The organism is Flammeovirga sp. SJP92 (assembly GCF_001583495.1).
In the GTDB taxonomy this organism is placed as follows: domain Bacteria; phylum Bacteroidota; class Bacteroidia; order Cytophagales; family Flammeovirgaceae; genus Flammeovirga.
Map to the genome: position 1 here is coordinate 1 of NZ_LQAQ01000087.1, position 26947 is coordinate 26947.

A 26947-nucleotide genomic window follows, 5' to 3' on the forward strand; every position below is an offset into this window, starting at 1 on the left:
TGACAAATCATAAAATGGGTTTTAATAAAAGGTTTGAAGCTGAATCTCTCAAAAAAAGATAATTATCTTTTCCACTTAGACAGTCCGAACTACTGGGGTAACTATACAGAAACTAGAATTTGGAGATAATTATGAATTTTATTTTATGACTCCTGATAAAATGATTGTTGATGGTTTTTCAAATACTTATGAATTGAAGTATAGATATACTTTTGATGTAAATAATAATAAGTTGATAAAAACAGAACAATTTTAGATATGCCTCAATTAAAAACAAAAACTAAATTAAATACCAATCCTTCGGATGAAGTTAATCTTAACAATGTCAATAATACCTTAAAAAAACTCATTTCTGAAATAGAAAATGGAAGCTTAGGTGTAGTGGAAGAGTTTCAGAAATTAGAAAAAATAAAGGAAGAATTAAATTCTACACTTGAGACAGTAAATAATTATCAGAAAACACATAGGGAATTAATAATATCGAAAGTAGAGGATTTTCTTAAAAAGAATAATTTAGAAACTTGGTTCTACAAATTAGTTTGTAATAATTACTTATTTCAAGAAAATCTAGAACTATTATTTCAGGTAATAAGAATTGAGAATTTGATTGAAGAAATTGATTTGTTGATAAAATTAAATTCTGCTGTTAGCTATCAAACTAGTCGATTCCATAAATTTAATTACTCATATAATAATAGTACAAAGAGTTTACAAATACATAATAGTGAATTCCCATTAAATAATATATCACTTATTTCTAAACATTCATACTTTATAAATTGCAATATTAATGTGACTTGTTCATATAGTAATCAGTTATATCACAGAACGGACTTATATTCAATTTTTAAGAATAAGGAATTGAAAGGTGTGAATATTAGAAATATTCCTTCCAATTTGGCTCCATATAATATTCATGTATTAGAACAGCATAAAGAACTTATTACTGATCAATATTTTTGGGTTAATATTGTACAAAATCAATTTATGAATTGGTCTAATGATTTTGCTAATTACTTATATAACAATTTGCCAGAAAATATAAAAACAATTTATCCTGGATGGACATTAGAGTTTTTTATTAATCAAAGTGAAATATTTTCATCATTAGATATTAATCCATATAAGAATATTGAAAACGTCAATTTTCAAGAATTAACCCTTAACGATTGGAGTAATTTAAGTCAAAATTATGGGGTGAAATTCTCTTTGGAATTGATTGAAAAATATAAATATCAATGGAATCTAGATTATTTAGCAAACAATCCCTCTGTATGGTATACAGCATTTCAACCAATTTTGAATGATGAAATGATCTTAAGACTAATTAAACTTTTATTCTAATGCCTTCATTAAAAACTTCAACGAAACGTACAAAGCCTTCAACAGTAAATAAACCAGATTCAGTATTAAATCTTAATTCAATTATAGATGATATAAATAGAGATTTATCTGAATCCAAAGGAGATTTACTTGCTGAATTTCATAATATTGAAAAGGCTCAAGATAAACTATTTTCATTTATCTCTAAATTAGATGGATTTATCTTAGAATTAGATGAAATGAAAAAACCTCATGAGGCTCTAATTACTTATAAATTTAGGGAACTGTTTGAAAAGACTGACTTGAATTTTTCTTCTCTTTTAAAAAAGTTTTATCAAACTGATCTCTTGTTTATTAATAGGTATTTAAGGAAGAATAAAAACTCTATTTCTAGAATTAATGAAATAGATATTCTATTATATAGACATTATCATTTCCAAGATCCATTGAAACTTGAGAAAACATTCAACTTTGAAGATGATACCATTGATGAATTCTTTTTTTCTTTGGAAGAATTAAAACAATGTAACATAGAAAAATTATATTTTAATGAGATATTTAAAAATCCTTTTTTAAAGTGGGATAAAGATTTGATAGACTATCTCCTTGAAAATACACCAGATAAAAATAGGAAAGAAAATTTCGAAGATTTTCTTATTGAAAAAGCAACAAATTATAAGTCATTAGATAGTTACTTATTTAATGAGTACTCATTTTTAGAAATTAATAAAAATAAAGATGAAATTAATTGGGATCTTTTAAGTGCTAATATCTCAATTCCTTTTACTATTGAACTTTTAATAGAGTTTAAAGAATATTGGAATTATGATATTTTACATGAAAATACTCATCTATGGATGACAATTTTTGAAAATAATATCAATGATAAAATAGTTACAGACTTAATTAAACTTTTAGACTAAATGCCATCAATCAAATCAAATAATACATCTACAAGTAATGTAAAAAGAAGTACCTCAAATAATTCTAATATCAATTTTAATATTGAGGGAATGGACAATTTTTTCAATAATTTCCAAAATGATATTAATACTTCTGGTGGAGATATCATTTCACAATTTCAAACTCTCGAAAAAGCTACTCATGATCTTGAAAAAATGAAGAAACAAGTTCAAGAAATGAAATGGCAACATGAAGCATTTATTGTTCAGAAATTGAGGAAAGAGTTTGTTGAAAATAAATCTGTTTTCTTTAAAAAACTTATTTCTTTTGCTTATCCTTTAAGTAAAGAACTATACTTGAAACACAAAGATATTTTGGTTGATAGTCTTATTCAGAAAAATGTACATACATATACTTTTAAAGGGAGACCAGATTATTATGATAATGATAAATATTATTATTATCCGAAATTTGATTTAGACTTATCAAAAATGGTTTATTATGAGGATATTGGAAAAAATGAAAATATGTTTTTCTCAGATGAATTATTAACATTATTGTCAACAAAAGAGATCTTATTTTCTTATTTGTCAAAAAATAATTCAATAGAATGGAGTTTTGATAGAATTGAACAGTTTAAAGATAGAATAAACTTTAAAAATTTATTACAAAATAAAAGTATAGACTGGTCAGAGGACTCAGCTAACATGCTATACGAAAGATTTTATACAGATAAGGAAATAAATGATAAAAAAGGTATTGAACTAAAAGAATATATTTTAGAAACAGCAAAATCAAATAGAATATCATCACTGTACAAATATGGTGAATATTCTGACAAAATTTTAGATGATAATTTAGGTACAATAAACTGGTCAGATTTATCAAGAAATAAATATTTACCTTTTACTCTTCAATATTTGATCAGATATAAAGACTTCTGGAAATATGATAAACTAGTTTACAACAGAGGTTTGTACGAAAAAGTATTCGAACCTATATTAAATGACAATATAGTCGATGATTTATTGACACTTTGCTGTTACAAAAAATAACCAATGCCAAAGTTACCATCAAAGCAAAATAATCTAACTCAGCTAAGAAAAGAGCATATAAAATTTTATGAGAGAGAAATAGCTATTCAAATTCAAGAATTTAAAAATATTGTTGATCGAAAAGCTATTTCTTTACTTGAAGAAGATGAAGTATTTATTACATCGTATTTTGGAGTTAATCAACAAGGGCATTGTATTTTAGAATTTTCTAAGAAGAGGGGTTTGCCAAGAATAGGTAGTCATTTATGTGCTTTTTTGGTTACAGATCATTATGCAAACTATCGAAATTGGGGACAGTCTTCTTATTTTGACTTGCACAAAGAAAAAATTGCAGAACAAGAGTTAAGTTGTGTTTGGCATGGATTATCATTAGATAAACAATATTATATAGCAGGTTTTAAAGGAATAGAAGAAGAGTTTTTATCAAAATTAAAAAAAGATGTTATCGTTTTATTAGGCCCAAGTTCACCTCCTTTAGATTACCTGAAAAGTTTAAAAGAAATTGTTGAAAAAGAAAAAATAGAATCCAGTGCAGGAAGTATTTTGGAGCTAACTTATAGAGATGAAATTTTAAGATTACCGTCTTTTATCAAGCAAAATTCTAAAGCTGATTTTATTATTGATCAATTGGAGTTAAATGATACTTTTCTACTACAAGGCCCACCTGGTACTGGCAAAACCTATCTAACTGGTGAGATATGCTCAAAATTGGTAGAGAGAGGTGCGTCTGTATTAATACTTTCACCAACAAATAGGGCATTATTAGAAGTTGCTTCAAAAGAATCATTAGGAGACACCTTAGGTAAAGGAAAAATTTACAAGTTAAACTTGAGCTTAGATGAAGAAAGAAGTGTTCCAAAACTTAATAAAATAAAGGAATTATCATCTATTAAAGGAGGTGTTGTTTTATCTACTTTCTATTTGGGGAGCATTACGTCTGTCGATTATATAAATAGTTGTAATCATTTTGATTATGTTATTATAGATGAAGCAAGTCAAGGTTTTTTAGCCACATTTTCAATGGCAAAATTATTAGGACATAAACAACTTTGGATAGGAGATGTAAATCAATTACCTCCTATAGTTCTACAATCTCTTAAGAATAAAGAAAAAAATAGAATGGGACATGGTTTAAAATCTATACTATCTGAAGGATCATATCCTTACTATTCTTTAAAGGAAACCTATAGATTGGGTCCTCGTAGTGCTTTTCAAACTGGGGTGTTTTATAATGATCAACTCAAATCCTCACATAGAGATTTTAATAATCAAGATGATCTAGATAATAATATCTTTCATAAAAAAGGTGGTACGACTTTGCATTTGATGAATTTTAACTCATTTACCAAAATACCTATAGTAGGTATTCAAGAGGTAGATAGATTGTTATATCAATTACCCAAAGAAGCAAAAGTAGCAGTATTGACATTTTTCGTTTCCACAGCAAAAGAGTTGCAAAAAACGTTAACACATCACTCTGTTGGGTTTGGTTCAAATTTAATAATTGAAACTGTTGCTAGAATTCAAGGTCTTTCTGTAGACTATGTTTTATACCTGATTCCTAATACTGGTTATGTAAGGTCATTGAACCGGGAATTATTTAATGTGGCCACAAGTAGAGCAAAAAAGAATACGGTTATTATTGCCGATAAATCAATATTGAATAGTAGACATACAGATTGTAGTGTAGTAGAGTACCTGCAAAGAATATAACTATTTGAATATTTTAAGCTCAAGTCTAGCTTCGTTTCCTTACTACATCCGTAAATAACTGGTAAAATACACTTTTTACTTGTGTTGTCCCCTTATTGCTTCTGTTATGACAACGTACTTACACCAGTGAAACAAGCTAAAATCGAAGGTTCTACTTTCGTTTAAATTGTACTTTTCAAATGCAATTTCAATGGATAATTTAAAGTGTTGGTTCCTAAATTTGAATATAAATAGATGAGATCTGATGCTTTTGAGTTTAATCTTACTTTACAAGAAAGATTCAACCGATAAGAATAAGATGATTTGAAGTATACTTTAAAATACAATTGAAGTATCAGATAGGAAAGGTAGTGAAGCTGGTCAAATAAATGTTACCCCCAATATTATCCCTTAAAAACAAAAAAACCGCCCTTACATTACTGTAAACGCGGTTTCTAGTGGAGTCGGAGGGAGTCGAACCCTCGTCCAGAGAAGGACTCCGTCAAGCCTTCTACATGCTTAGTTTCTCTTAAATTTTCGAGACAAGCCCAGCCGGAAACAACCTAAACTTATCCTTATCTGCTTAAAGCTTCATCTTCAACCCACAGCAGGTATCCGACTAGATCAATGATTACGGCACCGCCGATTCTTCGCCCAAAGATCAAGGCAAAGGACGATGTAGCTCGGGAACGCAAGTGCGTTCAACCATTTAAGCCCAGATGTCTACAACCCTAAGGGAGACTAGGCAGCCATAGCAAACGAATTGTTGCCAACTAGATTTTGGAATTATCTTTCAAGGCTCTCATCCCATGAGCCTGCATGCTTATACTTGCAAAATCTCAGCCTGTCAAAACCAGTCGACCCCAAGTGAACTGGCCACTCTCTTTTGAGTGGACTACAAAAGTAGATAAATTGTCTGATTTAGGGAAGTATTTTAATAAAAATTAATCTTATAAGTTTTTTTCTAATTGAATTTGAGACTATTGAATTTTTTTGACAACCTCTTTTATAGTTCTAAATTGTATTACAGGGCTTAAGTTTGTTATTTTATGAGAATAGTACGAAACCCAAAATAAAGGGCTTCGATTTTTTATGCTTCCACTAATCTTCAAACTTAATTTTATGACTAAACCAATTTTTTTAACTATCGTAATGATAACTTTCTCTGTATTTTGTTTCGCACAGGAGAAAGTAGGATTAATCTTTGATGCGGGAGGACAACCTATTCATGGATATATAGATCCACTCACCTTCTCACCAAGAGTTAGTATTGATAAGGATTTAGAGAATTTAATGCCTGGGTTCCTTTATGGAGAGAATGGGCAGATAGAACAAAAGCTCGTGAAATTCGAGCTCGGAAAGTTCTCTATGAAATCAAATAAAGGGAGGATGAAAGCAATACCAATTGAGAAATATAAAAGTGTGAAAATTGGTGTAGATTCCTTTTTTGTAGCTAAAAATATACATTTCAGAAATCGTGTAAGGCTAAAAGAAACATATGTACAGTTGATAGCAGAGTTTGATGAGATTGTCTTTGCTAAAATCTATAGTAATTATGGTTCGGCTTTTCAGATCAATTATATTGCAAAACGTTATGATGAAATGAGATGGGAGGAGTTAAAACTTACAAAGAAATCCCTAGAACCAATGGCACAAAATTACCTTTCAAATTATGAAAATGTAATAGCAAAGGCCAATAAAAAAGATAAAGAAAAGAACATGGGCGGGTTGATTAATCTTGCTTATGTAACGTATAGGTTAGGTAACAATGAAAAAGTTTATTTCGATCAATATTTCAGAGAAACTAAAGATCCTTCTCTCTTTCAATACTATTCTTTGATAACAGCTGTTGAAGAAGAGGTTTATATTGAAGAGTATTTTACCATGGACAATCAAAAAGTTTATTCTTTGAGTTGGAGTAATAAGAAAAAAGGTGTTAGACATGGGAAATCTCAATTCTTCTTCAATAACAAATTGGCAATACAGACAAATTACACCAAAGGTGAATTAGAAACAGGTGAAGTATTTCATAATGGAAATAGCTGGTACAAATTCAATCTCAAAGAGAAGACAAAAGATAATCGTTCTGAAAAAGTATATGAGTATAGTATGACAAATCTAGAAACCACAAAAAGTATAGTAGATGCTATGGATGGAATAAAGAAAATTATCAAACTCAAAGAAAATAAAATCAATGATTATTATATTGAATACAATGATCAACCTTATTCCTACATAGTGGATGCTTATAACCCTATAGATGTTAATGAGATTAATAAACGCTTTGATAGTTTTATTGGAGAGGACTTTTTCATTTGGAATGATGTGTATTCACCATTGTTAGTCCGTTTTTATACGGATGATAAAGGAATGGTGATTGATTATGAAATGCTGAACCAAGTCAATGAAAACTTTGATAATAAGGTGATGGCATTTATACAATTGAACATTGCTAAAGGAGGGAAAACGGGAGATTTTAAATTTAAGTTAGAAGATGGGGCAATTAAAAAAACATCTGTCTTTGTACTGCCATTCCAATTAAAAATTAATAAGCAATATTGGTTCAATAGAAATAATTATGGTGGGATGATGTATCATGATATATGGTTTCAGCAGCATCAAGAAACGATAAATAATGTTAGGTCAATGAATCCATATTTCTAATTAGGTTCTGGATAAAAGTGGTTGACGAAAAATTAGTGGTTTGTAAACTGTTACTCTGTAAACTAAGTTTTTATCAAATCTAATGGATATTTTTATGAAAAGTAGATGGTTATGTATTGTGGTTCGTGAGGACGTTGCAATGCAACTTCCCTACATCACAGCATTTTAGTAGACCATTACAAAATACCTCTTTTTTGATGTGTAATTAGACAGTAATTTAGCTTTTGCGTTCAAAGCCTAGATTTTTTGCTTCGTTTTTCATCAATGGAAAAATGAAGAAGAAAGAAGCTTGAAAGTAGCACATAAAAAGCTTGCAGAAATGTGGATTGAAAGTTGAAAAAAATGCACTTGATGAAATAAAAAGGGATGCCGTCTGATATCCCGGCATCCCTCTATCTAATCTATCTGTAAAATTGAAAAAAAAGCTATTCTTTAATCAGTTCCACCCCTTTCGCATTGGAGAATGTTCCTTTGTAGGATAAGAATTGATCAACAGTATTGAACATTCCTGTGTTGCCATTCGCTTCTGCTCTTTGTCTTTCCACAGCTTCATTATAGTTGGTGGTGTTGCTTGACATTTCATTATTAGGGTAGTCGAATCTTCTTGATCTCACATAAGAAGTGGTACCCGGTGAGTGGAATGGAATCGTTTTGTAACCTACCACTTCTGGCATAGGACGGCCGGCTGTGATTTCATCTCTAGGGTCTACTTTATAAACAGGGATATCGATGTTTTCATAAAGGTTGCGGTCCAGTTCAGGAGTTACAAACGATGGAAGATGTGTTCTGTTCCAAAGTGTGTAAGTATTGATGCCATTCCCGATTTGAGAAATCCACGCTTGGTAGATGATGTTGTCTAGTTTATTGGTAGAAGATGCATAAGCAAATACCTCGTTGGAGATGTAGCTTTCTTTAGAGGCATTGTAATCAAAACCTTTACCTTCTTCTGTTGTTTCGTAAGCGTCAATAGCTCCTTCAACGTATTCAATCCCAGGATAGAAACGGTTATATTTATCAAACGCATCTCTCATTCCTAATTCAAAATACTGCTGAGAATTACCACCAATCAAATTTTTCTCAATGGCTTCCGCAATCATAAAGTGTACTTCATCAGAACCCATGATGATGGTTGGAGAAAGTGGATTGAACACAGTCATGTTATTCAGCGAAGCGAAAATAAACTTATCACCACCATCAGCTAGTGCATATTTATCATTGACTTTTAATTGTCCATCATTCATTCTGGCAAAGTAACCTGCATTGACAGGTGATGCATTTGCGATATCGCCATCCGGTTCTACTGCAAAAACGGCCGTCTGACCATCTTGATCACCCATTCTTGTACCTCTTAAAGAGACAGGTTTATAAGCAGTTCCCCATTCCTCAGCCATTTCAAATGGATCGAAATCTTTAGAAGGAATCACCATGGTAGAAGGGGAAGAAGAGTAATCGTGCATACCCACCAGCCAGAATACACGCGGGTCTTTACGGGACTGCATGGATTTCAAGGAAGTTTCACTGATATAACCATAAGCAAAACCACCCACTTGTGAAGTCATGCTGGCACCAACTCCATTCATGTGCTGTCCCCAAGGACCGCCGTTTAATGAGTGCTCTAATTTGGCAGATTCGTCTAATGTAGAAATATAACCTGCATTGTGATTAAAAGCTTCAGTAAAAATTTCTTTAGCTCTTCCAGCATCGCCTTCAGACATATAAAGTGCCACTTTCATAAGCATAGCGTTGGCTAACTTTTGCCATTTTAAAGCATCACCTCTATAATAAAAATCATCAGTGAAGGTTTCACCGTTTGCCACCCAATCTCTACCATTTCTTAAGTCGACAACCATTGCTTCTAAGGCCTCTTTTTGCGTGTCATATTTCGGGTATAAAATATGCTCCACATAGCCAAGTCCTGCTTCTGTGTAAGGAATATCTCCATAAAGAGACAAGACTTTCATCATATCAATCACTTTTATGATTTTCACTTGACCTAACTGCGCGGAAGCTTCAGGAAGTTTGGATTCAAGATCAGCTACGTTTTTCATCACATCTTTATAGATGTTGTTCCAGGCCCATTCTTTATAAGAGGTGCTAAATGCTTCTCCTGCCGCGTACAAGTTACCAGTGGCTTGAGACATTGGGCCTGTCATGATGATTTGAGTTCTCCATGCTTCACCTCCGTCTGTATAAGGTTTGTTTTGAATATGAGTGAACTGATACTTAGGGTTCATTTCATCAGAAGCCCAAGGATCTGAGTTCATTTCTTCAAATTTATTCGTACAAGAAAACATACTTGTGGCTAAAACAGCCCCCAAAAATAGTTGGTTTGCTTTCATCGTTTTTATCAATTTATAGGTAGTTCCGCCACCTGCTTTTCACAAGTGGCAGAAGTGTATGGATTAATTAAAATTTAGCGTTTAGTTTTAAACCGAATGTTCTAGGCAGAGGGTAAGACCCTACTTCCATACCTTGAGCATTACCGTAAGAGAAACTAGCGGCAGGGTCAATGTTGTCAGTGCTTTTCCATAAGTAACCTAAGTTAGAAGCTACAAAAGACAACTGAAGGTTTTGCATTTTTGCACTTGAAACCATTGTTTTAGGGAAAGTGTACCCCACGGAGATTTCACTGATTCTGATATAAGAAGCATCATAAACGTGTGCCTCATCAATTCCTGCTGTGGTTTGATAATAGTTTTGAAGGTCTTGGTCTGTTGTGAATCCTTCAAAAGGTTCTCCGTTTTCATAAACCATTCCGCCAGGATTGTATACCCCAGTTTCATGCATTGTATTCCTTCCGTCAGCAGTGTCTTGATGCTTACCATTAGAGTACATATTGGCATTGGTAGATGAGTAAATGTCACCGCCAAACTTTGCATCGATCACCATGCCGAAAGAGATGTTCTTATATTGGAATTGATTGACCCAGCCGACCATAAATGGCTGTACACCATTACCAATTTGCTGGTATCCGTCTTCTACCATTGGCATACCATCTTCATTCACAATGATATTCCCATTATCATCTCTCTTATAAGCGGTACCCATGATTGTTCCGTAAGCTTGACCGGGTGCTGCCACAATATTGACAGGGCCTTCACCTACTAAGTACTGATCCACACCTTCTGATAAGGAAACCACTTCATTGTAATTGTAAGCAAAGTTGACTTGTGTATGCCAGTTCAGGTCTTGCTTTCTAATTACATGATACCCTAATGCGACTTCCACCCCTTTGTTGATGATTTCACCTGCGTTGATAATGGCATCTTCATAACCTGATGATTCCGGAATACGTACTTTCATAATCTGATCAACAGAACTTGAATTATAGTAAGTCATGTCTAAATTCACACGGTCGTCAAACATTCTTAAGTTCATACCCAATTCATATGAAGTCTGCATTGAAGGTTTCAACTGACTATTGTTGATGGTATTGCCATAGATAGCACCTGTTTGAAGACCGTCTTGTGTTTGACCATCAATTTGATAGTATTGTTGCAACATATAAGGGTCGGTATCTGAACCTACTTTTGCCCATGATGCTCTCACTTTACCAAATGTCAGCCAATCAGGTACTGTCCAGTCCATATCCGAAAATACCCAAGAACCGCTGATGGATGGATAGAAATAAGAATTGTTGTCTAATGGAAGTGTTGAAGACCAGTCATTACGACCTGAAACATCTAAGAACAAGTAACCATCATAACCAATAGACGCAGTGGCATAAACTGAACTGATTGCTTTTTCATAAGTATTGTAAGAGGCAAAACGGTCGGAGCCCGATTGAGGGTTTTGCTGTAATGGATCTGAGAAATTAGAAGAACCAGTATCAGAATATCTTCTGTAAATATGCATATAAGAAGTACCTACATTGGCTACTACATCAAATTTTCCAAACTGATTGTCATACATCAACATTGCATCAAAGTTATCTTCTCTGTCTAGCTGTGTTCTCTCATACGCTCTCCCAGATTCATACCAAGGTGTATACAAAGGCTCTAATACATCGGCTCTCCAAGCAGTATAATCTGTACCTGCTCTACCTTGTACTTTCAAATGGTCAGTGATATCATAAGTAGCAGAAGCCATACCCAAAATTCTATCTTTTGTATCATGAAATTTGGTTTCATACATGGTCCAATAAGGGTTTTCATTATTCTCATTATAACCGATAGGGCGCCCCTCATCATCTTTATAATCCTTCATCCAAGTAATATCATACGTATTTGGAATCGCATTCATATTGCTCATGTAATTATTGACGTTGTTGCCCATGTATGGTCTGTTATAGGCTTCCTCTTTGATGTAATTCATTCGAGCATCAATGTGGAATTTATCCGTAATATCACTTGTGCCTCTTAAAGAAAAAGTATTTCTCTCATAGCTTTGGTTGTCCGTGTTGCCATTGTTGGACATGTTGGAATACGAGAAACGAAGTGTTCCTGCATCCGATACTTTTGTCAAAGCAACATTGGTATTGGCAGTATAAGAAGGCTTGAAGAACAAATCATAGTTGTCATAAAACTGTACTGTTCTTTCTTCTCCATCATAATACTTGTCAGTAGTTAATCCTGGCGTCACTTTGGGGCCCCACATCCCATAATCACGTCTTGGATCAGTAGGAAACATGCCATTGGTACCATGAGCATATTCTTCTTGATTGTCAGGGGTGATGCCTAAAGTACTGATGGTAGACGAGTGTGAAAAATCCACCCCGATTCCTTTCTGTCCACCTTTGCCAGATTTGGTTGTAATCATAATTACACCATTAATACCTCTTGAACCGTAGATGGCCGTAGCGGCAGGTCCTTTCAGAACGTTGATGGATTCAATGTCTTCTGCATTGATACCCGACATACCGTCGCCCGTATCAATACCGCCACTGTCACCATCATTGGCATTGGATACGTTGGAGTTGTTCATCGGGATTCCGTCTATTACATATAACGGTTGATTGGAACCGTCTAGAATAGCGTTACCACGAATGACCACATTGGATGAAGAACCCGGAGAACCGCCAACCTGATTGATCTGAACACCAGCCACTTTACCTGCCAAATTATTCATTACGTTGGAAGAAGAAGTGACGGCGCCAAGATCATCGCTAGAAACTTCCTGAACGGCGTAACCTAACGATCTTTCATCCCTTTCAACACCAAGTCCAACCACCACTAATTCTTCCATTTCTGTAGCATCAGGCTCCAGCTTGATTGAAATGACATTTTGGTTGTTGACGTTGATCTCTGTGGTTTTATAACCGATATACGAGACTTGCAACAGGCTTGTGGGAGTGGCTTGGAGTTCAAAATTACCATCCATATCGGTAATTGATCCTTTTGAAGTCCCTTTGATTTTAATGGACGCACCAATAAGCGGTTCACCTGTCATTGCATCCTTAATAGAACCTTTGATGAGTTGTTCCTGTGCATGAAGTGTAAGCATACACGTCATGAACAGTACAACCATCACACTGATGGAATGTAAAATTCTTTTCATTTTACGATAAGTGAGTTAATAAAATAGTTTACAATAAGAGTGTATATCGTGCATTCATTAGGTTTAACAGAAAAAAATGCAGTAAAAATTCATTCAACGTAACTTAAGTACTCTGTAAACTAAATTATCGTCAACTTTCACGCAACATTTCTACGAGCTTTGAAGGTTCTACTTTCAACCTTCCTTCTTCTTCATTTTTGTCTTGAAACAAAAACGAAGCAAAAAATTCAAGGCTTAGAAGTCAAAAGCTAAATTCCATTCCTTTCGCCTAAATGATTTTAAACTCGCTAAAGCTCAAACAGGAAAATCATTTTTAAAGGCTCAATTCATGAAATTCTTAACGCTTTTCCCTTCAAGGCCGGAGAGCACTACCAAACTATAATGGTAGAAAACTCACTGGCGCGAATGTTAAGCGTAAGCGTCATTCGTGTCCTTCATATCATCAGAAATCTCCTGATTTCTAAATACTATAAACAACGAAAACTTAGTTTACAGTGTATTAAGGTATCTAAATAAAAATCTAGTAAAAATATAAACTCTGTATGTTTTGATATAACTTGTTTGTCTATAAACACTTTAGAAGTGTATTATAAACGCAAATGTATACGATGTTTTTGAAAATACAATAACACAATGCACATTGATGCGTGTTTTTGCTTTTGATATGCCTGTTTATAGTGTCGATATTCATTTGTAATCATTAAAAAACAGTGTTTCTGTATCGTTTTTCTAAACCTTAATAAAAAATGCTAATATTATTTTAAAGATGTTATAAACATTGTTATTAGCTACTATACCTTTTGTGAGTAGTGTTATTCAGGCGTGTTTATTTTAATTTTTTGATCCAAAAAGTGAAAATAGATGGTGTTTTTTCAGTGTGCCTATTTATGCATGAATGGAAAAGTAATTAAAAAAGCTCCTCTTCAATACTTGGTCTTTTTACCCTATTTTTTTGAGATGAAATTAATTTTACATCATTGAAAATGTATTGTTTGATATTGTGCAATGTTAGTGTGGGGAGTTTTTAGAAGAAAATGTTCATTGTTTGAAAGAGACCGGTTTATCTATAACAATAGATTTTCATTATAAGATAAGTAAAAAATGCACTTGAAGATTTCTCGATACATATCACTTGATAATGCTAACTCAATCTTAATGAAGGTGATATTTAATATTGACAACTTAAATCTATACGATTTCTAGCTAGTAGTTTTCATGATTTCGCATTATTAGACAAATTTAAGCTATCAGGAAAGAAACAATGCCAAATGCTTGTAATAAAAGCTTCTCAACTATTCTTCTAAAAGTGTTCTATAATTCAATCTAAAAATGACTTTCATGAGTAAAAAGGAGCACTAAAAATTCACTCGTTAATATTAAGTTCATACTCAAAACATGCATATATTTTCTTGTTTATGCTTGTTTATTAAATTTTTCACGCCTATTTACCTGTTTTTAACTATAAATTTGCGAATTAATACTAAAAAAACTTATTACGTTGTGCCTATTCGTGCATGATGCTACATTTGTAATGTAAACAAGACACTTTTAAAGTTGTCCGACTTAATCTCGATGTTATACACATTATAAACAAAATCTCAATAATAAGAAATGAAGAATTTTTACAAGTTTAACCAGAAGAGTTTCTACACTTAACTCAGGTATCAATTAATGTAAAATAGATATTGCTTTTTTGGTTTATAAAAGGAGTAATGCTATTTATTCAAATGCTATAGAACTAGACCATATGCTAAAACCAACGAAATTCTAAAATCAATACAATGTAATTTCTAGCAGTCAATGGACATTGACGCGATAGCATGGTTCAAAAAATTATTTTTGGCTAAGGCCAACTTTAACTACTACACTAATCTAATACTGAAAATGAGTAAATTTTACTTAATGCTGTTAAGCATGTTTATGCTTACAACAGGCGCATTGTATGCTCAAGAACGTACTGTCACAGGTACGGTTACAGATGCGGCCGACAACTCTCCATTGCCAGGTGTGAATGTTTTGATTAAAGGAACAACACTTGGAGCGGTAACAGATTTTGATGGAAACTTCTCTGTTGTCATTCCATCTCCTGAGAATAATACACTTACATTTTCATTTATAGGCTATAAAACTACAGATTTTAATGTTTCTAACGCTGATAATATTCAAGTAGGTCTTGAAGCAGACGCAGAAGAATTAGATGAAGTGGTTGTTACAGCACTTGGTATCAAGCGTGAAGAAAGATCGCTTGGTTATGCAGTCTCTGAAGTGAAATCAGATGATATTGGTGAAAATTCATCAGCCAATTTAATGAACTCATTAAATGGTAAAGTAGCTGGTGTACAGATTACTCCAGTTTCAGGTCCAGCTTCATCGTCAAACGTAACAATTCGTGGTAATGCAGTACTTTCAGGTTCAAACCAACCATTATATGTAGTGGATGGTGTGCCAATGAGTAACTCTAACTTCGAAAATGCAGATGACCATGACAACGGTGGTATTGATACAGGTGACGGTCTTTCGTCGATCAACCCTGATGATATCGAGTCAATGTCAGTACTTAAAGGTCCTGCAGCAACTGCATTATACGGTACACGTGCTATTAACGGTGTAATTTTAATTACTACAAAGTCTGGTGAGAAAAGACAAGGTTTAGGAATTGACTTCTCAACAGGTGTAAACTTTGATGTGGTTGGTATTACTCCAACAATGCAAAACCAATATGCTCATGGTACAATGGGTGACTTCCCTGTTGATCCTAGATCTACGGAAGGTAACAGAATGTGGGGTCCTATGCTTACTCCTGGTATGACTACTAATAAATATTTTGACAATCAAACAAGAACTGTTCAGCATTATAATATTTATGATGAATTATACAGAACTGGTGTAACATTCAACAACAGTATTTCATTGACAGGTGGTAACGAATCATCAAATGTACGTTTCTCTTACTCAAACATGAGTAACCAAGGTAATGTTGAGAATTCAACTTTCAACAGACATACCTTCAACTTGAGAGGTACAACAAAAATGATCAATGATAAATTGACAGTAGACTCAAGAGTTACATATACTCACCAGGAAGCGAATAACAGAATGGCGATGGGTAACTCAGTATACAACTACCAAAATGCTTTAATGGGTATTCCAAATACAATTAGCATGGATTGGTTAAGAGACAATTATAAAGATGCAAATGGACGTCCTGTAGGTTATGACCAAATCAACAATAACCCTTACTGGACAATGAATGAAGTACAAAACTATGACAAGCAAGATCGTATGTTAGGTATGTTAAGCTTAAACTATGAGTTTAACGAAAACCTTAACTTAGTTGCTCGTGGTGGTACAGACGTTACATCTTTCAGACAAAATGTTCTTGATCCTCTTTATACTCCAAGATATGAGCAAGGTAGAGCTTTTGAAAGAACAAACCTTAGTACTGAAAACAACTTTGATTTCCTTTTACAGTACAGTAAGAAATTTGGAAACTTTGATGTAAATGCTACTGCAGGTGGTTCGTATATGCACCAATTGATTGATGCAACAGATGCAGGTTCTGTAAACTTTATTTCTGATGATCAGCAACATCCAGGTGCAGGTTCAGATAGATTCTTAGCATTCAGCAGATACGAAAGAGCAATTGCTTCAGTATACGCTACAGCTTCAATTGGTTATAAAGGATTCTTATTCTTAGATGTTTCGGGTCGTAATGACTGGTCATCAACACTTCCTTTAGATAACAATTCATATTTCTACCCTTCAGTTTCAGCATCATGGGTATTCTCAGATATGGACTGGAATACACCTGAATGGTTATCATTTGGTAAGTTGAGAGCATCATGGGCACAAGTGGGTTCAGATACAGACCCTTACAGCTTGTACTTACAGTATAATGTAAACGGTATGTTAGGTGGACGTCCAGGTTTTGGATTCCCAATGGGTGGTATCGAAGGATCTGTGATTCCAAACCAGAACTTAAGACCTTCAATGTCTAACTCTTATGAATTTGGTTTAGACTTAAGATTATTCGACAATAAATTAGGTTTCGATATCGCATACTACAATCAAGTAGCAACAGATCAGATCTTACCAGTTGACGTTTCTAACGCATCAGGATACAACCAAGCTTTAATTAACGCTGGTGAAATTCAAAACAGAGGTGTGGAATTAATGATCAATTACAGCCCAGTTCAAACAGACAACTTCCGTTGGGATATGACTGTGACAGCGGCTTACAATGAAAACCAAGTAGTTTCATTGACAGAAGGAGTAGAGTCTTACTTACTAATGCCAACATCTGGATCAGTTTCAGTTCAAGCGATTCCTGGTCAAGCTTACGGTGTGATTATGGGTAAAACGTATGTGAGAGATGATGCAGGACATGTTGTAGTAAATGAGAACGGTCTTCCATTAGTATCAGATGAAGTTTCAGAAATTGGTAACTCTATTCAACCTTGGATGGCAGGTTTAAGAAACACATTCAACTATAAAAACTTCTCATTATCAGTATTGATTGATGGTAAGTTTGGTGGTCAGATCTACTCGCAGACAAACGCATCAATGTACTCTAGTGGTAAGCACGTGGATACGATTGAAGGTAGACATGATTTCTACTACGGTAACGGCTGGAACCCTGGTAACTTAGTATTAGAAAGTGGTGAGCCTTTCAATGGTTCAGTTGATCCAGAATTATACTATAGACAAGTGGCTTTAATTGATGAGCATTTCGTTTATGATGCATCATTCATCAAATTAAGAGAAGTATCAATCTCTTACCGCTTACCAGCGAAAACATTAGAGAACACTCCATTCAGAAACTTAGCATTTACTGCTTATGGTAACAACTTAGGTTACTTATGGAGAAATACACCAAATATTGACCCTGAGGCATCATTTACATCAGGTAACGGTCAAGGTATTGAAATGTTTAACATGCCTCTACCTAGAACATTTGGTTTCAAATTAAACGCTAATTTCTAATCTACATCTCATGAAAAAATTAATCATAAATATATTCGTAGTGGCTTTAGCAGCCCTTACATCTTCTTGTACGGATCTTTTCCGTGAAATGAATGACAACGACTATACAAGTGGTGATATGGATCCAAAGTACCAGTTTACTTTTATCCAAGCCAAGTTGTTTTCAAGTGGTCATGAAGGATACAGAGGTAACTTGATTATGGCAGGTCCAATGTCAGGTTTAACAGCTAACCCTCAATATACGCAAGGGCAAGGTTTCAACAGAAGTGATTCTTTCACAGAAGCAACTTGGGCATTGTTCTATGGTGATATCGTGAAGAACCTTGAGGATATCCAAGTTCGTCTTAACAAGAGAATGGATGAAGAAGGGGTAGATAACACAGGTAAGTTAGCACAAGTTTCAATTGTAAAAGTGATTAACTTCTTGAGAATTACTGCTATGTATGGTGATGTTCCTTACTCTGAAGCAGGTAAAGGTTATTCAGAAGGTGTTTTATATCCAAAATATGATACACAGCAAGAGATCTTTGAGGCAATGGCTGAAGAACTTCTTGAAGCAAGAGAGAACCTTTCTCAAGGTGAATTATTCTCAGATGATTTTTACTTCTCTGGCAATGCGGCCGCTTGGGAAAGATTAGCTAACTCATTATTGATGAAAATCGGTCTTTTCATGGCTGAAGGTGATGATGCAAAAGGTAGAGAGATTTTCAATGCGGCATATAGCACAGGTAACTATATTTCTTCTTTAACAGAATCAGCAGTATTGGAGCACAACGAAAGTGACGGTCCTTGGGGACAAACAGTCAATGGTTCTGGTGTAGCCAACGAAGGTAGAGTAGGTGGACAGTCTTATCAATTTATTTCTCACAACGCATTAGTTTCAATGCAAGAGAAAGAAGATCCACGTCTTTTCTGGGTAGCTTCACATATTGATAACAGAGGATCATCAACAGCTGCATTTTTGAATACAGATCAATATACAGACTATGATCCATTTGCTTACAATGATAATGAGGGTAACGAATTCAAGAGAATTCACTACCGTGGTGTAAAAGAAGGCGACAGACCTGATGGTAACAGAGGTATCTTTATTACAGATGGTAAGATTGAATATTCAGCATATACTATGACGAAAACAGATTCAGATGGTAATGCTGTGAACAACCTTGGTTATACTTTTAAAGATGGTGGTCAGTATGGACAGTTAGTGGCTGTGAACCCAGCTACAATTTTAAATGCAACTTCTCCAACAATGATTTTAGCTTCAGATGAAGTTCACTTTATGATTGCGGAAGCAGCACAAAGAGGATGGGTTTCAGCAGATATCAGTTCTCACTTTAAAACTGGTGTAGAGCATGCCATCAAAAAGTACCCTACATTCTACAGTGGTGCTGATTATGTAAGTGCATTTGTAGATTTATATAAGGATCAAACAAACCCTGGTTATAACTGGGAAGGTGCAGTGCAAGACTACGTAAATCAAGTAGGTAATGATTTAGGTAAAAACGGAGACGTTCTAGAAGATATCGTTTACCAACATTGGTTGTCTCAAATAGGAAATGGTTATAACTCATTTGCAATTTGGAACAGAACACATTACCCGTCGTTTGTGAAAGCAAATACAAGAGATGAATCACATGTTCAAATTCCTGTAATGGATAAAAACCCATTAGAAGATGACGATGCAATCGCAACTGGTAGCCAATCAGTAGAATTACATACAGGTGGTATTACAGGTTTCTACAGATCAAATAGATTCCCTTATCCAAACAGAGAGTTTACAGTAAACCCTTCAAATGCGAATGGTGCTGTGGATAACCAAAGTGAGAATCCTTCTTCAGATTTTATTACGGCTTATCAGTTTATGAGTAAGAAAAACTAAAACGGAAGAATTATATATACTTAGTATAAATATTTTGTAGGAGTTTTTTCTCTATGAATTAAAGCGGTGAATCGCATATTATACACTGTTTTGAAAAAGAGAAAATAGATCAATGAATGCCTTATTCATGATCAGAATTAAAGTGAAAGGTGATACTTCTTTGAGGTGTCACCTTTTCTTTTTACTAGATATTATTTCACTATTCAAATAAGTATAAAAAAAGTGATGTACTAAACAAAGAATCTATAGTAGAACAGCCTTAGGTATAAACTATTGTATACAAACAATTGGTTATCTTGTAGTAAGAAATGAAATATATACCCGTACAAATGAAATACTTATTACTTCTTTTATTAATAGTTGGCCTACTTTCCTGTGAAACCTATTCTGATCCGTCCATAGATGAATTGCGTAATACGAACATCATCAGTAATTCCACTTGGTCTGTCCAAAGAGCCACATTTATCACTAACTTTGATGGTCAAACTAGAGAACTATCTTCTTCATTTGAGCATGGTCCAGGAGAAGTCAGTTTCAATTTTACGCTAGATGCTAAAATCGATGGAATGATAGAATGGAATACGCAAAGGAGTTTGGATGAAACTGAAGTAAAAAGGTATTTTATCATTGATGAAGAAATACTGTTTGAAGATGGAATCCATGTAGACAGTTGGGAGTGGACCGTCTTAAATTCTGATGCAAAGGACTCTCTCAATTATATAAGAGCATTTCTAAGAGTAGGCAATACAAGGATCAAAGCGAAGATCTACGAAAACAAGCCCAATGAGATCTATTGTTATTATGATAAAGCAAAAAGAATTAATGGATATACTTATAAATACCACGTCAATTTTTGGATGATTAAAGAGTAGAATAAGATTAATAAAATTAACAATTTATTGAGGGTATTTAACAAAATAAAGTAAGGGAAAATAAAACAATTTTGAGGTGTAGTTTTCAGTAGTTACACGTATTGAGGTATTTGGACTAATTAACAAAGCAATTTGATGTATTAAGTAGAAGTTAAATTGACTTTTTAGAAGTTTAAATATTTTATTTGTGTGTTTTTGTATTGTTAGATGCATTTTTTTCACTTTCCTAATTGAAATTTTACAAGAATAGTATTAATTGTAGAAAATACACAAATAATCCAACATTGTTCTTAAATTTACGTATATAAATTGTATATTAAGAAATAGAAATTTTAAACCTCGTTACTTTATGAAACCTATTAAATTTGGATCTATACAGTTGATGCCGATAGCGCAGTTTGGAATCGTTTTGACGATCGTATTGTTATTTGCTTTTGCTTATATTAAGTCGTTATTACTTTCACAGGGAATTGATGTTCCTCAACGTTATTATGTATATGTTCCAATTTTAATATTCAGTGGTATCTGGCCTTTCATGATTAGTAGAGGTATTGAGCAAAATCCTGAATTTGAACCTGAGAAATAGCACACATTATTAATCAATCATACAAAGTGCTTCTTCCTTACCTTGGAAGAAGCACTTTTTTGTTTTTAAGTAAATGGAAAGGCCAGTAGAAAAGGTATGTTGGTTACCAATCCTCCTCATCTACTGTTTCATGATTTTTATAAATTGAAGGTAAGGTGATTTCTTTATACACTACCCATGTTCTTAATATGAAAATAACAAAAACGGGGGCTAACTCAGTTACAAAACGATTGATTTCTAAATGATACAATAGGATATAGAAGATAGCCCCAACGATACTGATTGTGGCATATATCTCTTTTTGGAAAACAACCGGAATTTCATTGACTAAAATATCTCTGGAAACACCACCAAAAGAACCTGTTATAACACCTAGTATAATACAGATGATATAAGGCAAATCATAAGTGAGTCCAATCTGTACTCCAGCCACTGAAAATAAAGCAAGACCAATAGTGTCAAAAAGTAAGAGTGAGGTTCTGAAACGATCGAGCCTGTCTTGGAAAATCATAGCACAAACAGCACCAGCTAAAATAAAGTAGATATAACTGGGGTCGGCAATCCAAAAAACATCTCTTTGTTCTATTAAAACATCTCTTAAAGTACCCCCGCCAACAGCGGTTACAAAGGCCACAATGATGACTCCAAACGGATCCAGCTTCTTCTGCATGCCTACCAATGCACCAGAAATTGCTAATGCAAAAGAACCGATAACACCAATGTAATAGATGATTTCTTTCACTGATAAATTGATTTTACAAAATGAATAATAGTAACTAATAAAAACCTTAGAGCATGTTTGAAATATCTCTTTTAGTAAAAAATCACCCTGTCAGAACGTGAGTTGATTAATTTCATCAAGTATAGGATCTCTATTTTCTCATAAATTAATTGCCTCACAACCTAAAAAGGAAATGTTTATTTCTAAAATATATATTCAAAACATGCACTTATTAAAAAGGAGTGTTTTAAAACAGGACGCAAAGGAACACATTTCCACCATAGAAGTTACATATTAATTAGATTTATTTACTGAATTCTTCTTATAACTTTACTATTTTTGTAAACTGAATTAGATAAAAACTCCGCAATGGCATATATCATATACGATACGGAAACCACAGGTTTACCGAAAAATTTTAATGCACCTCTTACCGATCTTGACAACTGGCCTAGAGTCGTTCAATTGGCATGGCAACTTCATGATGACCATGGTAAATTGATCAAAGCTCAAAACCTGATTGTGAGACCGGACGGTTATACCATTCCATTTAATGCAACCAAAGTCCATGGTATTACCACGGAACACGCATTGGAACATGGTCATGACTTGAAGGAAGTATTAGAAGAATTCCGTATTGATTTAGCAAAGGCGGACCGTCAGGTAGGTCACAATCTTCAGTTTGATATTAATGTTACTGGGGCTGAATTTATTAGAGTTGATCTCGAAAGTAAGATTCAGGAAGTAGAGGTGATTGATACCATGATCACTTCCACTGATTTCTGTGCATTGCCAGGTGGTAGAGGAGGTAAATTCAAATCTCCTTCACTGACTGAACTTCATAATAAGCTTTTTGGGGTTCCGTTTGCAGATGCCCATGATGCCGCTTATGACGTTGATGCTACAGCACGATGTTTCTTTGGCTTGATTGAGCATGGTGTTGTAACGCCAATCAATGATGTGGCTGTAGAAGCAGTCATTTATGAAGCACCGGAACTGGATGAAGCCAACTTTGCCTTTAAAAATAAATCCAAAGATTTAGGTAGAGGTAATGTAAGTAAGGAAGAAGGTCTTGCAAGACTGAAAGATGTTAAGTTCACTCATCTGCATACGCACACACAATTCTCTATCTTAAGGGCTACTTGTACGATTGGTGATTTGGTTGCTAAATCACAAGAAGATGGCTGTGATGCCGTTTGTTTGACTGATCACGGTAACATGTATACGGCTTATCATTTCGTAAGAGATGTATTGAAAGCAGAATTAAAGCCGATTGTTGGTTGTGAGGTGTACTTGGTAAATGACCATAAAAAGCGAAAGTTTACACGTGATGATCCAGATAGAAGATCATCTCAAGTATTAATCGCTAAAAATAAAAACGGGTATCATAATTTAGCAAAGCTATCTTCTCAAGGTTTTATTGATGGAGCCTACACAGATAGAGATGGTACTTATGCTCGTATTGATAAAGAACTTTTACTGCAATATAAAGGTGACTTGATCGCTACAACAGGCGGTTTGCAATCACCAGTAAATAACCTCATTCTGAATGTCGGTGAAGAACAGGCAGAACAGGAGTTTGTTTGGTGGTTAGAAAACTTTCAAGACGATTTTTATATTGAATTATGTCGTCATGGACTGGAAGAAGAAGATCACGTCAATGAAGTATTACTTCGTTTTGCAGAAAAATATAATGTAAAATATTTCGCTGCCAATAATGTCTATTATATGGATGAGGCAGGGGCGGATGCGCATGATATTTTATTATGTGTGAAAGATGGTGAGAAGAAATCCACACCAATCGGTAGAGGTAGGGGGTATCGTTTCGGATTCCCAAATAATCAATTCTACTTTAAGTCTGCCGATGAAATGAAAGAATTGTTCTACGATTTACCTGAGGCGATTGAATGTACACAGGAAATTGTAGACAAGATCGAATCGTATAAATTGGCACGTGATGTCCTCTTGCCTGCCTTCGATATTCCTCAGGAATTTGTAGATCCAGAAGATGAAAAAGACGGAGGTAAAAGAGGGGAGAATGCCTTCTTAAGACACCTTACCTATGTGGGTGCTGAAAAAAGATATGGTGAGATTACGGATGATATTCGTGAGCGTTTGGATTTCGAATTAAAAACGATTGAGAATACAGGTTATCCGGGTTATTTCTTGATTGTACAAGATTTTACAACTGAAGCTCGAAATATGGGGGTGTCAGTAGGTCCCGGTCGTGGATCGGCGGCAGGTTCTGCAGTAGCCTACGCGATTGGTATTACCAACGTTGACCCTATTAAATATGACTTGCTATTTGAGAGATTCTTGAATCCTGACCGTGTATCCTTACCCGATATTGATATTGACTTTGATGATGAAGGAAGACAAAAAATCATCAACTGGGTAGTCGATAAATATGGTTTCAATCAAGTGTCTCATATTATCACTTACGGTACTATGGCGGCAAAATCGTCTATTAAAGATACTGCCCGTGTGATGGATTTGCCACTTTCTGATTCTGATCGATTGGCAAAACTGGTGCCGGATATGAAGCTGAAAAAACTATTTGGAATGTCTGATCAACAATTGGAAGACAAACTGAACAGTGAGCAGATGGAAATGGCGAATCAATTGAAAGCGATTTCCGAAGAGCACGGCACTTTAGAAGGTGAGGTAATTAATACAGCAAGAATACTAGAAGGTTCTGTAAGAAACACTGGTATTCACGCCTGCGGTATTATCATTACGCCAGATGATATTACGAAGTTTATTCCAGTTACTACAGCCAAGGATGCCGACCTGCTCGTAACACAGTTCGATAACTCCGTAGTAGAGAATGCTGGTATGCTGAAGATGGACTTCTTAGGGTTGAGAACCTTGTCCATCATTAAAGATGCTATAAAATTGATCAAACAACGTCATGGAATTGATATCGATCCAGATGATATTCCGTTGGATGATCGCAAAACATATGAACTATACCAGAGAGGAGAAACAAACGGTACATTCCAGTTTGAATCCGCTGGTATGCAGAAGCACTTAAGATCACTAAAACCCGATGTTTTTGGTGACTTAATTGCCATGAACGCCCTGTACCGTCCAGGTCCATTGGAATACATTCCAAACTTTATTGCCCGTAAGCACGGTGATGAAGAGATTGTATATGACATTGATAAAATGGATGAGTACCTTGCCGAGACCTACGGAATTACAGTCTACCAAGAGCAAGTAATGTTGTTGTCACAGTCATTGGCAGGGTTTACGAAAGGTGAAGCCGATATGCTTCGTAAGGCGATGGGTAAGAAAATTTTCGCCTTGCTAGAGCAATTGAAGCCGAAGTTTATTGAAGGTGGTACTTCTAATGGTCATGATCAGAAAGCACTTGAAAAAGTGTGGACGGACTGGGAGGCCTTTGCCGCGTACGCCTTCAACAAATCCCACTCGACTTGTTATTCAGTAGTAGCCTTCCATACAGGATATTTAAAAGCAAATTATCCTGCGGAGTATATGGCATCCGTGTTGACGCACAACATGAATGACATTAAGAAGGTGACATTCTTTATGGAAGAATGTAGTCATATGGGTATTCCGGTATTAGGGCCAGATATCAATGAATCGGAATACAAATTCTCAGTTAACGCGGATGGTGCGATTCGTTTTGGGTTAGGTGCTGTAAAAGGTATTGGTACAGGACCGATTAATGCCATAATTGAAGGAAGAGAAGAAAAACCTTATGAATCTATTTTCGATTTTGTGGAAAGAGTCAATCTTAAAGCCGTTAATAGAAAAGTAATGGAAAGTTTGGCGTATGCGGGTTCATTTGATGAATATGAATTCCATAGAGCTCAATATTTCCATATTCCAGAAGGAGAGAAGTTTTCAGGAATTGACTTGTTATTAAGGTATGGCAACAGAGTGCAAGCGGATAAAATGTCTGCTCAAGCTTCATTATTTGGTGCAAGTACAGGTGGTTCTGTTCCTCCTCCAAAGTTACCTCAATTGGAACCTTGGTCGAAGTTGGTAGAACTACGTTTTGAGAAAGAAGTAGTAGGTTTCTTTATTTCGGGTCACCCATTGGATATGTACCGAATGGAGTTGGAAAACTTCTGTATTCCTATCAAGCACGTTGATTTACATAAACAGCAAGAAATTAAAATTGGTGGTATGATCACTGAAGCGAAAATTCTTGAAAGTAAAAACGGTAATAAATTCGGTATTCTGACAGTGGAGGATTACGAACAAACGCATCAGATGGCGATGTTTGGTGAGAACTTCAACAAAAACCGACATTTCTTTAATGAAGGAGATTTCGTTTGTGTAATTGGTCAAGTGAAAGAAAATTACAGAACACCTGGGCAGTGGGAGGTCAACCCTAAAAAGATCATGGCGTTATCTTCTGTTAAAGATCATTTCTGTAGAGGAATTGACTTGTCAGTGGATGTTGCAATGCTTAGTGACGATACGATCATGGATTTAGTCAATATCGTTGAAGAGCATAAAGGAACTAGAGAAATGTCACTAGAGGTAATTTCTAGAGAAGATAATATGGTTGTCAACTTATTTTCGAAGAGCTACAAAGTAGACCCCTCTACTGAGTTGTTAAATGATTTAGACCGTTTGGAAGGAATAGAATATAGAGTTTATTAGAGAATCAAATAAGCTTTTGATCCCCGTATGCACTAGAATTTTAGTGGGTACGGGGATTTTTTATTCGTACACTTTTTAATAGTAAAAAATACCCGTGAGCTATATATTTTAAAATTACATCAATTGGCTCTC

13 protein-coding genes and 1 other RNA gene are annotated in these 26947 nt (G+C 34.6%); 10 read left to right on the forward strand and 4 right to left on the reverse strand.

Features of this window, described 5'->3' with window-relative positions:
• Positions 1–258 precede the first annotated feature (258 nt).
• Genes AVL50_RS18350 through AVL50_RS18365 form a run of 4 tightly spaced genes read left to right on the forward strand, consistent with a single transcriptional unit; the run spans position 259 to position 4994 of the window.
• Entirely contained in the window at positions 259–1344 is a 1086-nt protein-coding gene (locus tag AVL50_RS18350; protein WP_062617944.1) for a hypothetical protein, read from the forward strand.
• Complete coding sequence (locus AVL50_RS18355; RefSeq protein ID WP_062617945.1) at positions 1344–2246, forward strand: hypothetical protein; 903 nt, start codon at positions 1344–1346, stop codon at positions 2244–2246. Before AVL50_RS18350 ends, AVL50_RS18355 begins: the two co-directional genes overlap by 1 nt.
• Positions 2247–3281 carry a hypothetical protein gene (locus tag AVL50_RS18360; protein WP_062617946.1) on the forward strand — a complete coding sequence of 345 codons (1035 nt, stop codon included), beginning with the start codon at positions 2247–2249 and terminating at the stop codon, positions 3279–3281. It abuts the gene before it with no gap.
• Between the two features lie 3 nt (positions 3282–3284).
• A complete protein-coding gene (locus tag AVL50_RS18365; protein WP_062617947.1) occupies positions 3285–4994 on the forward strand; it encodes an AAA domain-containing protein in 1710 nt (569 codons plus the stop codon).
• Positions 4995–5429: 435 nt separating this feature from the next.
• Here the strand turns inward: AVL50_RS18365 and ssrA are convergent.
• Positions 5430–5838, reverse strand: a transfer-messenger RNA (tmRNA) gene (gene ssrA / locus AVL50_RS18370).
• Between the two features lie 257 nt (positions 5839–6095).
• On the opposite strand from ssrA, the gene AVL50_RS18375 reads away from it, so the two are divergent.
• On the forward strand, positions 6096–7637 hold the full coding sequence (locus AVL50_RS18375; protein WP_062617948.1) for a hypothetical protein: 1542 nt from the start codon (positions 6096–6098) through the stop codon (positions 7635–7637).
• Between the two features lie 425 nt (positions 7638–8062).
• Here AVL50_RS18375 and AVL50_RS18380 read toward each other — a convergent pair whose 3' ends face one another.
• Both AVL50_RS18380 and AVL50_RS18385 read right to left on the reverse strand, forming a co-directional pair.
• A complete protein-coding gene (locus AVL50_RS18380) occupies positions 8063–9976 on the reverse strand; it encodes a SusD/RagB family nutrient-binding outer membrane lipoprotein (protein ID WP_082795911.1) in 1914 nt (637 codons plus the stop codon).
• A gap of 67 nt (positions 9977–10043) precedes the next feature.
• The gene (locus tag AVL50_RS18385; RefSeq protein ID WP_062617950.1) at positions 10044–13133 is read right to left on the reverse strand and encodes a SusC/RagA family TonB-linked outer membrane protein; all 3090 of its coding nucleotides are present in this window, start codon (positions 13131–13133) and stop codon (positions 10044–10046) included.
• A 1884-nt stretch (positions 13134–15017) separates the two neighbouring features.
• Here AVL50_RS18385 and AVL50_RS18390 point away from each other — a divergent pair.
• The 4 genes from AVL50_RS18390 (at position 15018) to AVL50_RS18405 (ending at position 21456) form a co-directional block, all read left to right on the forward strand.
• Positions 15018–18116: a SusC/RagA family TonB-linked outer membrane protein gene (locus tag AVL50_RS18390; protein ID WP_063850791.1), complete on the forward strand. Its 3099-nt coding sequence runs from the start codon at positions 15018–15020 to the stop codon at positions 18114–18116.
• Between the two features lie 10 nt (positions 18117–18126).
• Positions 18127–19998 (forward strand): SusD/RagB family nutrient-binding outer membrane lipoprotein, encoded by a 1872-nt coding sequence (locus AVL50_RS18395; RefSeq protein WP_062617952.1) that lies wholly within the window; start codon positions 18127–18129, stop codon positions 19996–19998.
• A gap of 329 nt (positions 19999–20327) precedes the next feature.
• Entirely contained in the window at positions 20328–20870 is a 543-nt protein-coding gene (locus AVL50_RS18400; protein WP_157491426.1) for a hypothetical protein, read from the forward strand.
• Positions 20871–21219: 349 nt separating this feature from the next.
• A complete protein-coding gene (locus tag AVL50_RS18405) occupies positions 21220–21456 on the forward strand; it encodes a hypothetical protein (protein ID WP_157491427.1) in 237 nt (78 codons plus the stop codon).
• Positions 21457–21559: 103 nt separating this feature from the next.
• On the opposite strand, the gene AVL50_RS18410 is transcribed toward AVL50_RS18405, so the two are convergent.
• Positions 21560–22198, reverse strand: coding sequence for a trimeric intracellular cation channel family protein (locus tag AVL50_RS18410; protein WP_216639066.1), 639 nt, complete (start codon positions 22196–22198; stop codon positions 21560–21562).
• A 348-nt stretch (positions 22199–22546) separates the two neighbouring features.
• On the opposite strand from AVL50_RS18410, the gene dnaE reads away from it, so the two are divergent.
• Positions 22547–26815, forward strand: coding sequence for a DNA polymerase III subunit alpha (gene dnaE, locus AVL50_RS18415; protein ID WP_062617955.1), 4269 nt, complete (start codon positions 22547–22549; stop codon positions 26813–26815).
• Positions 26816–26947: the final 132 nt, after the last annotated feature.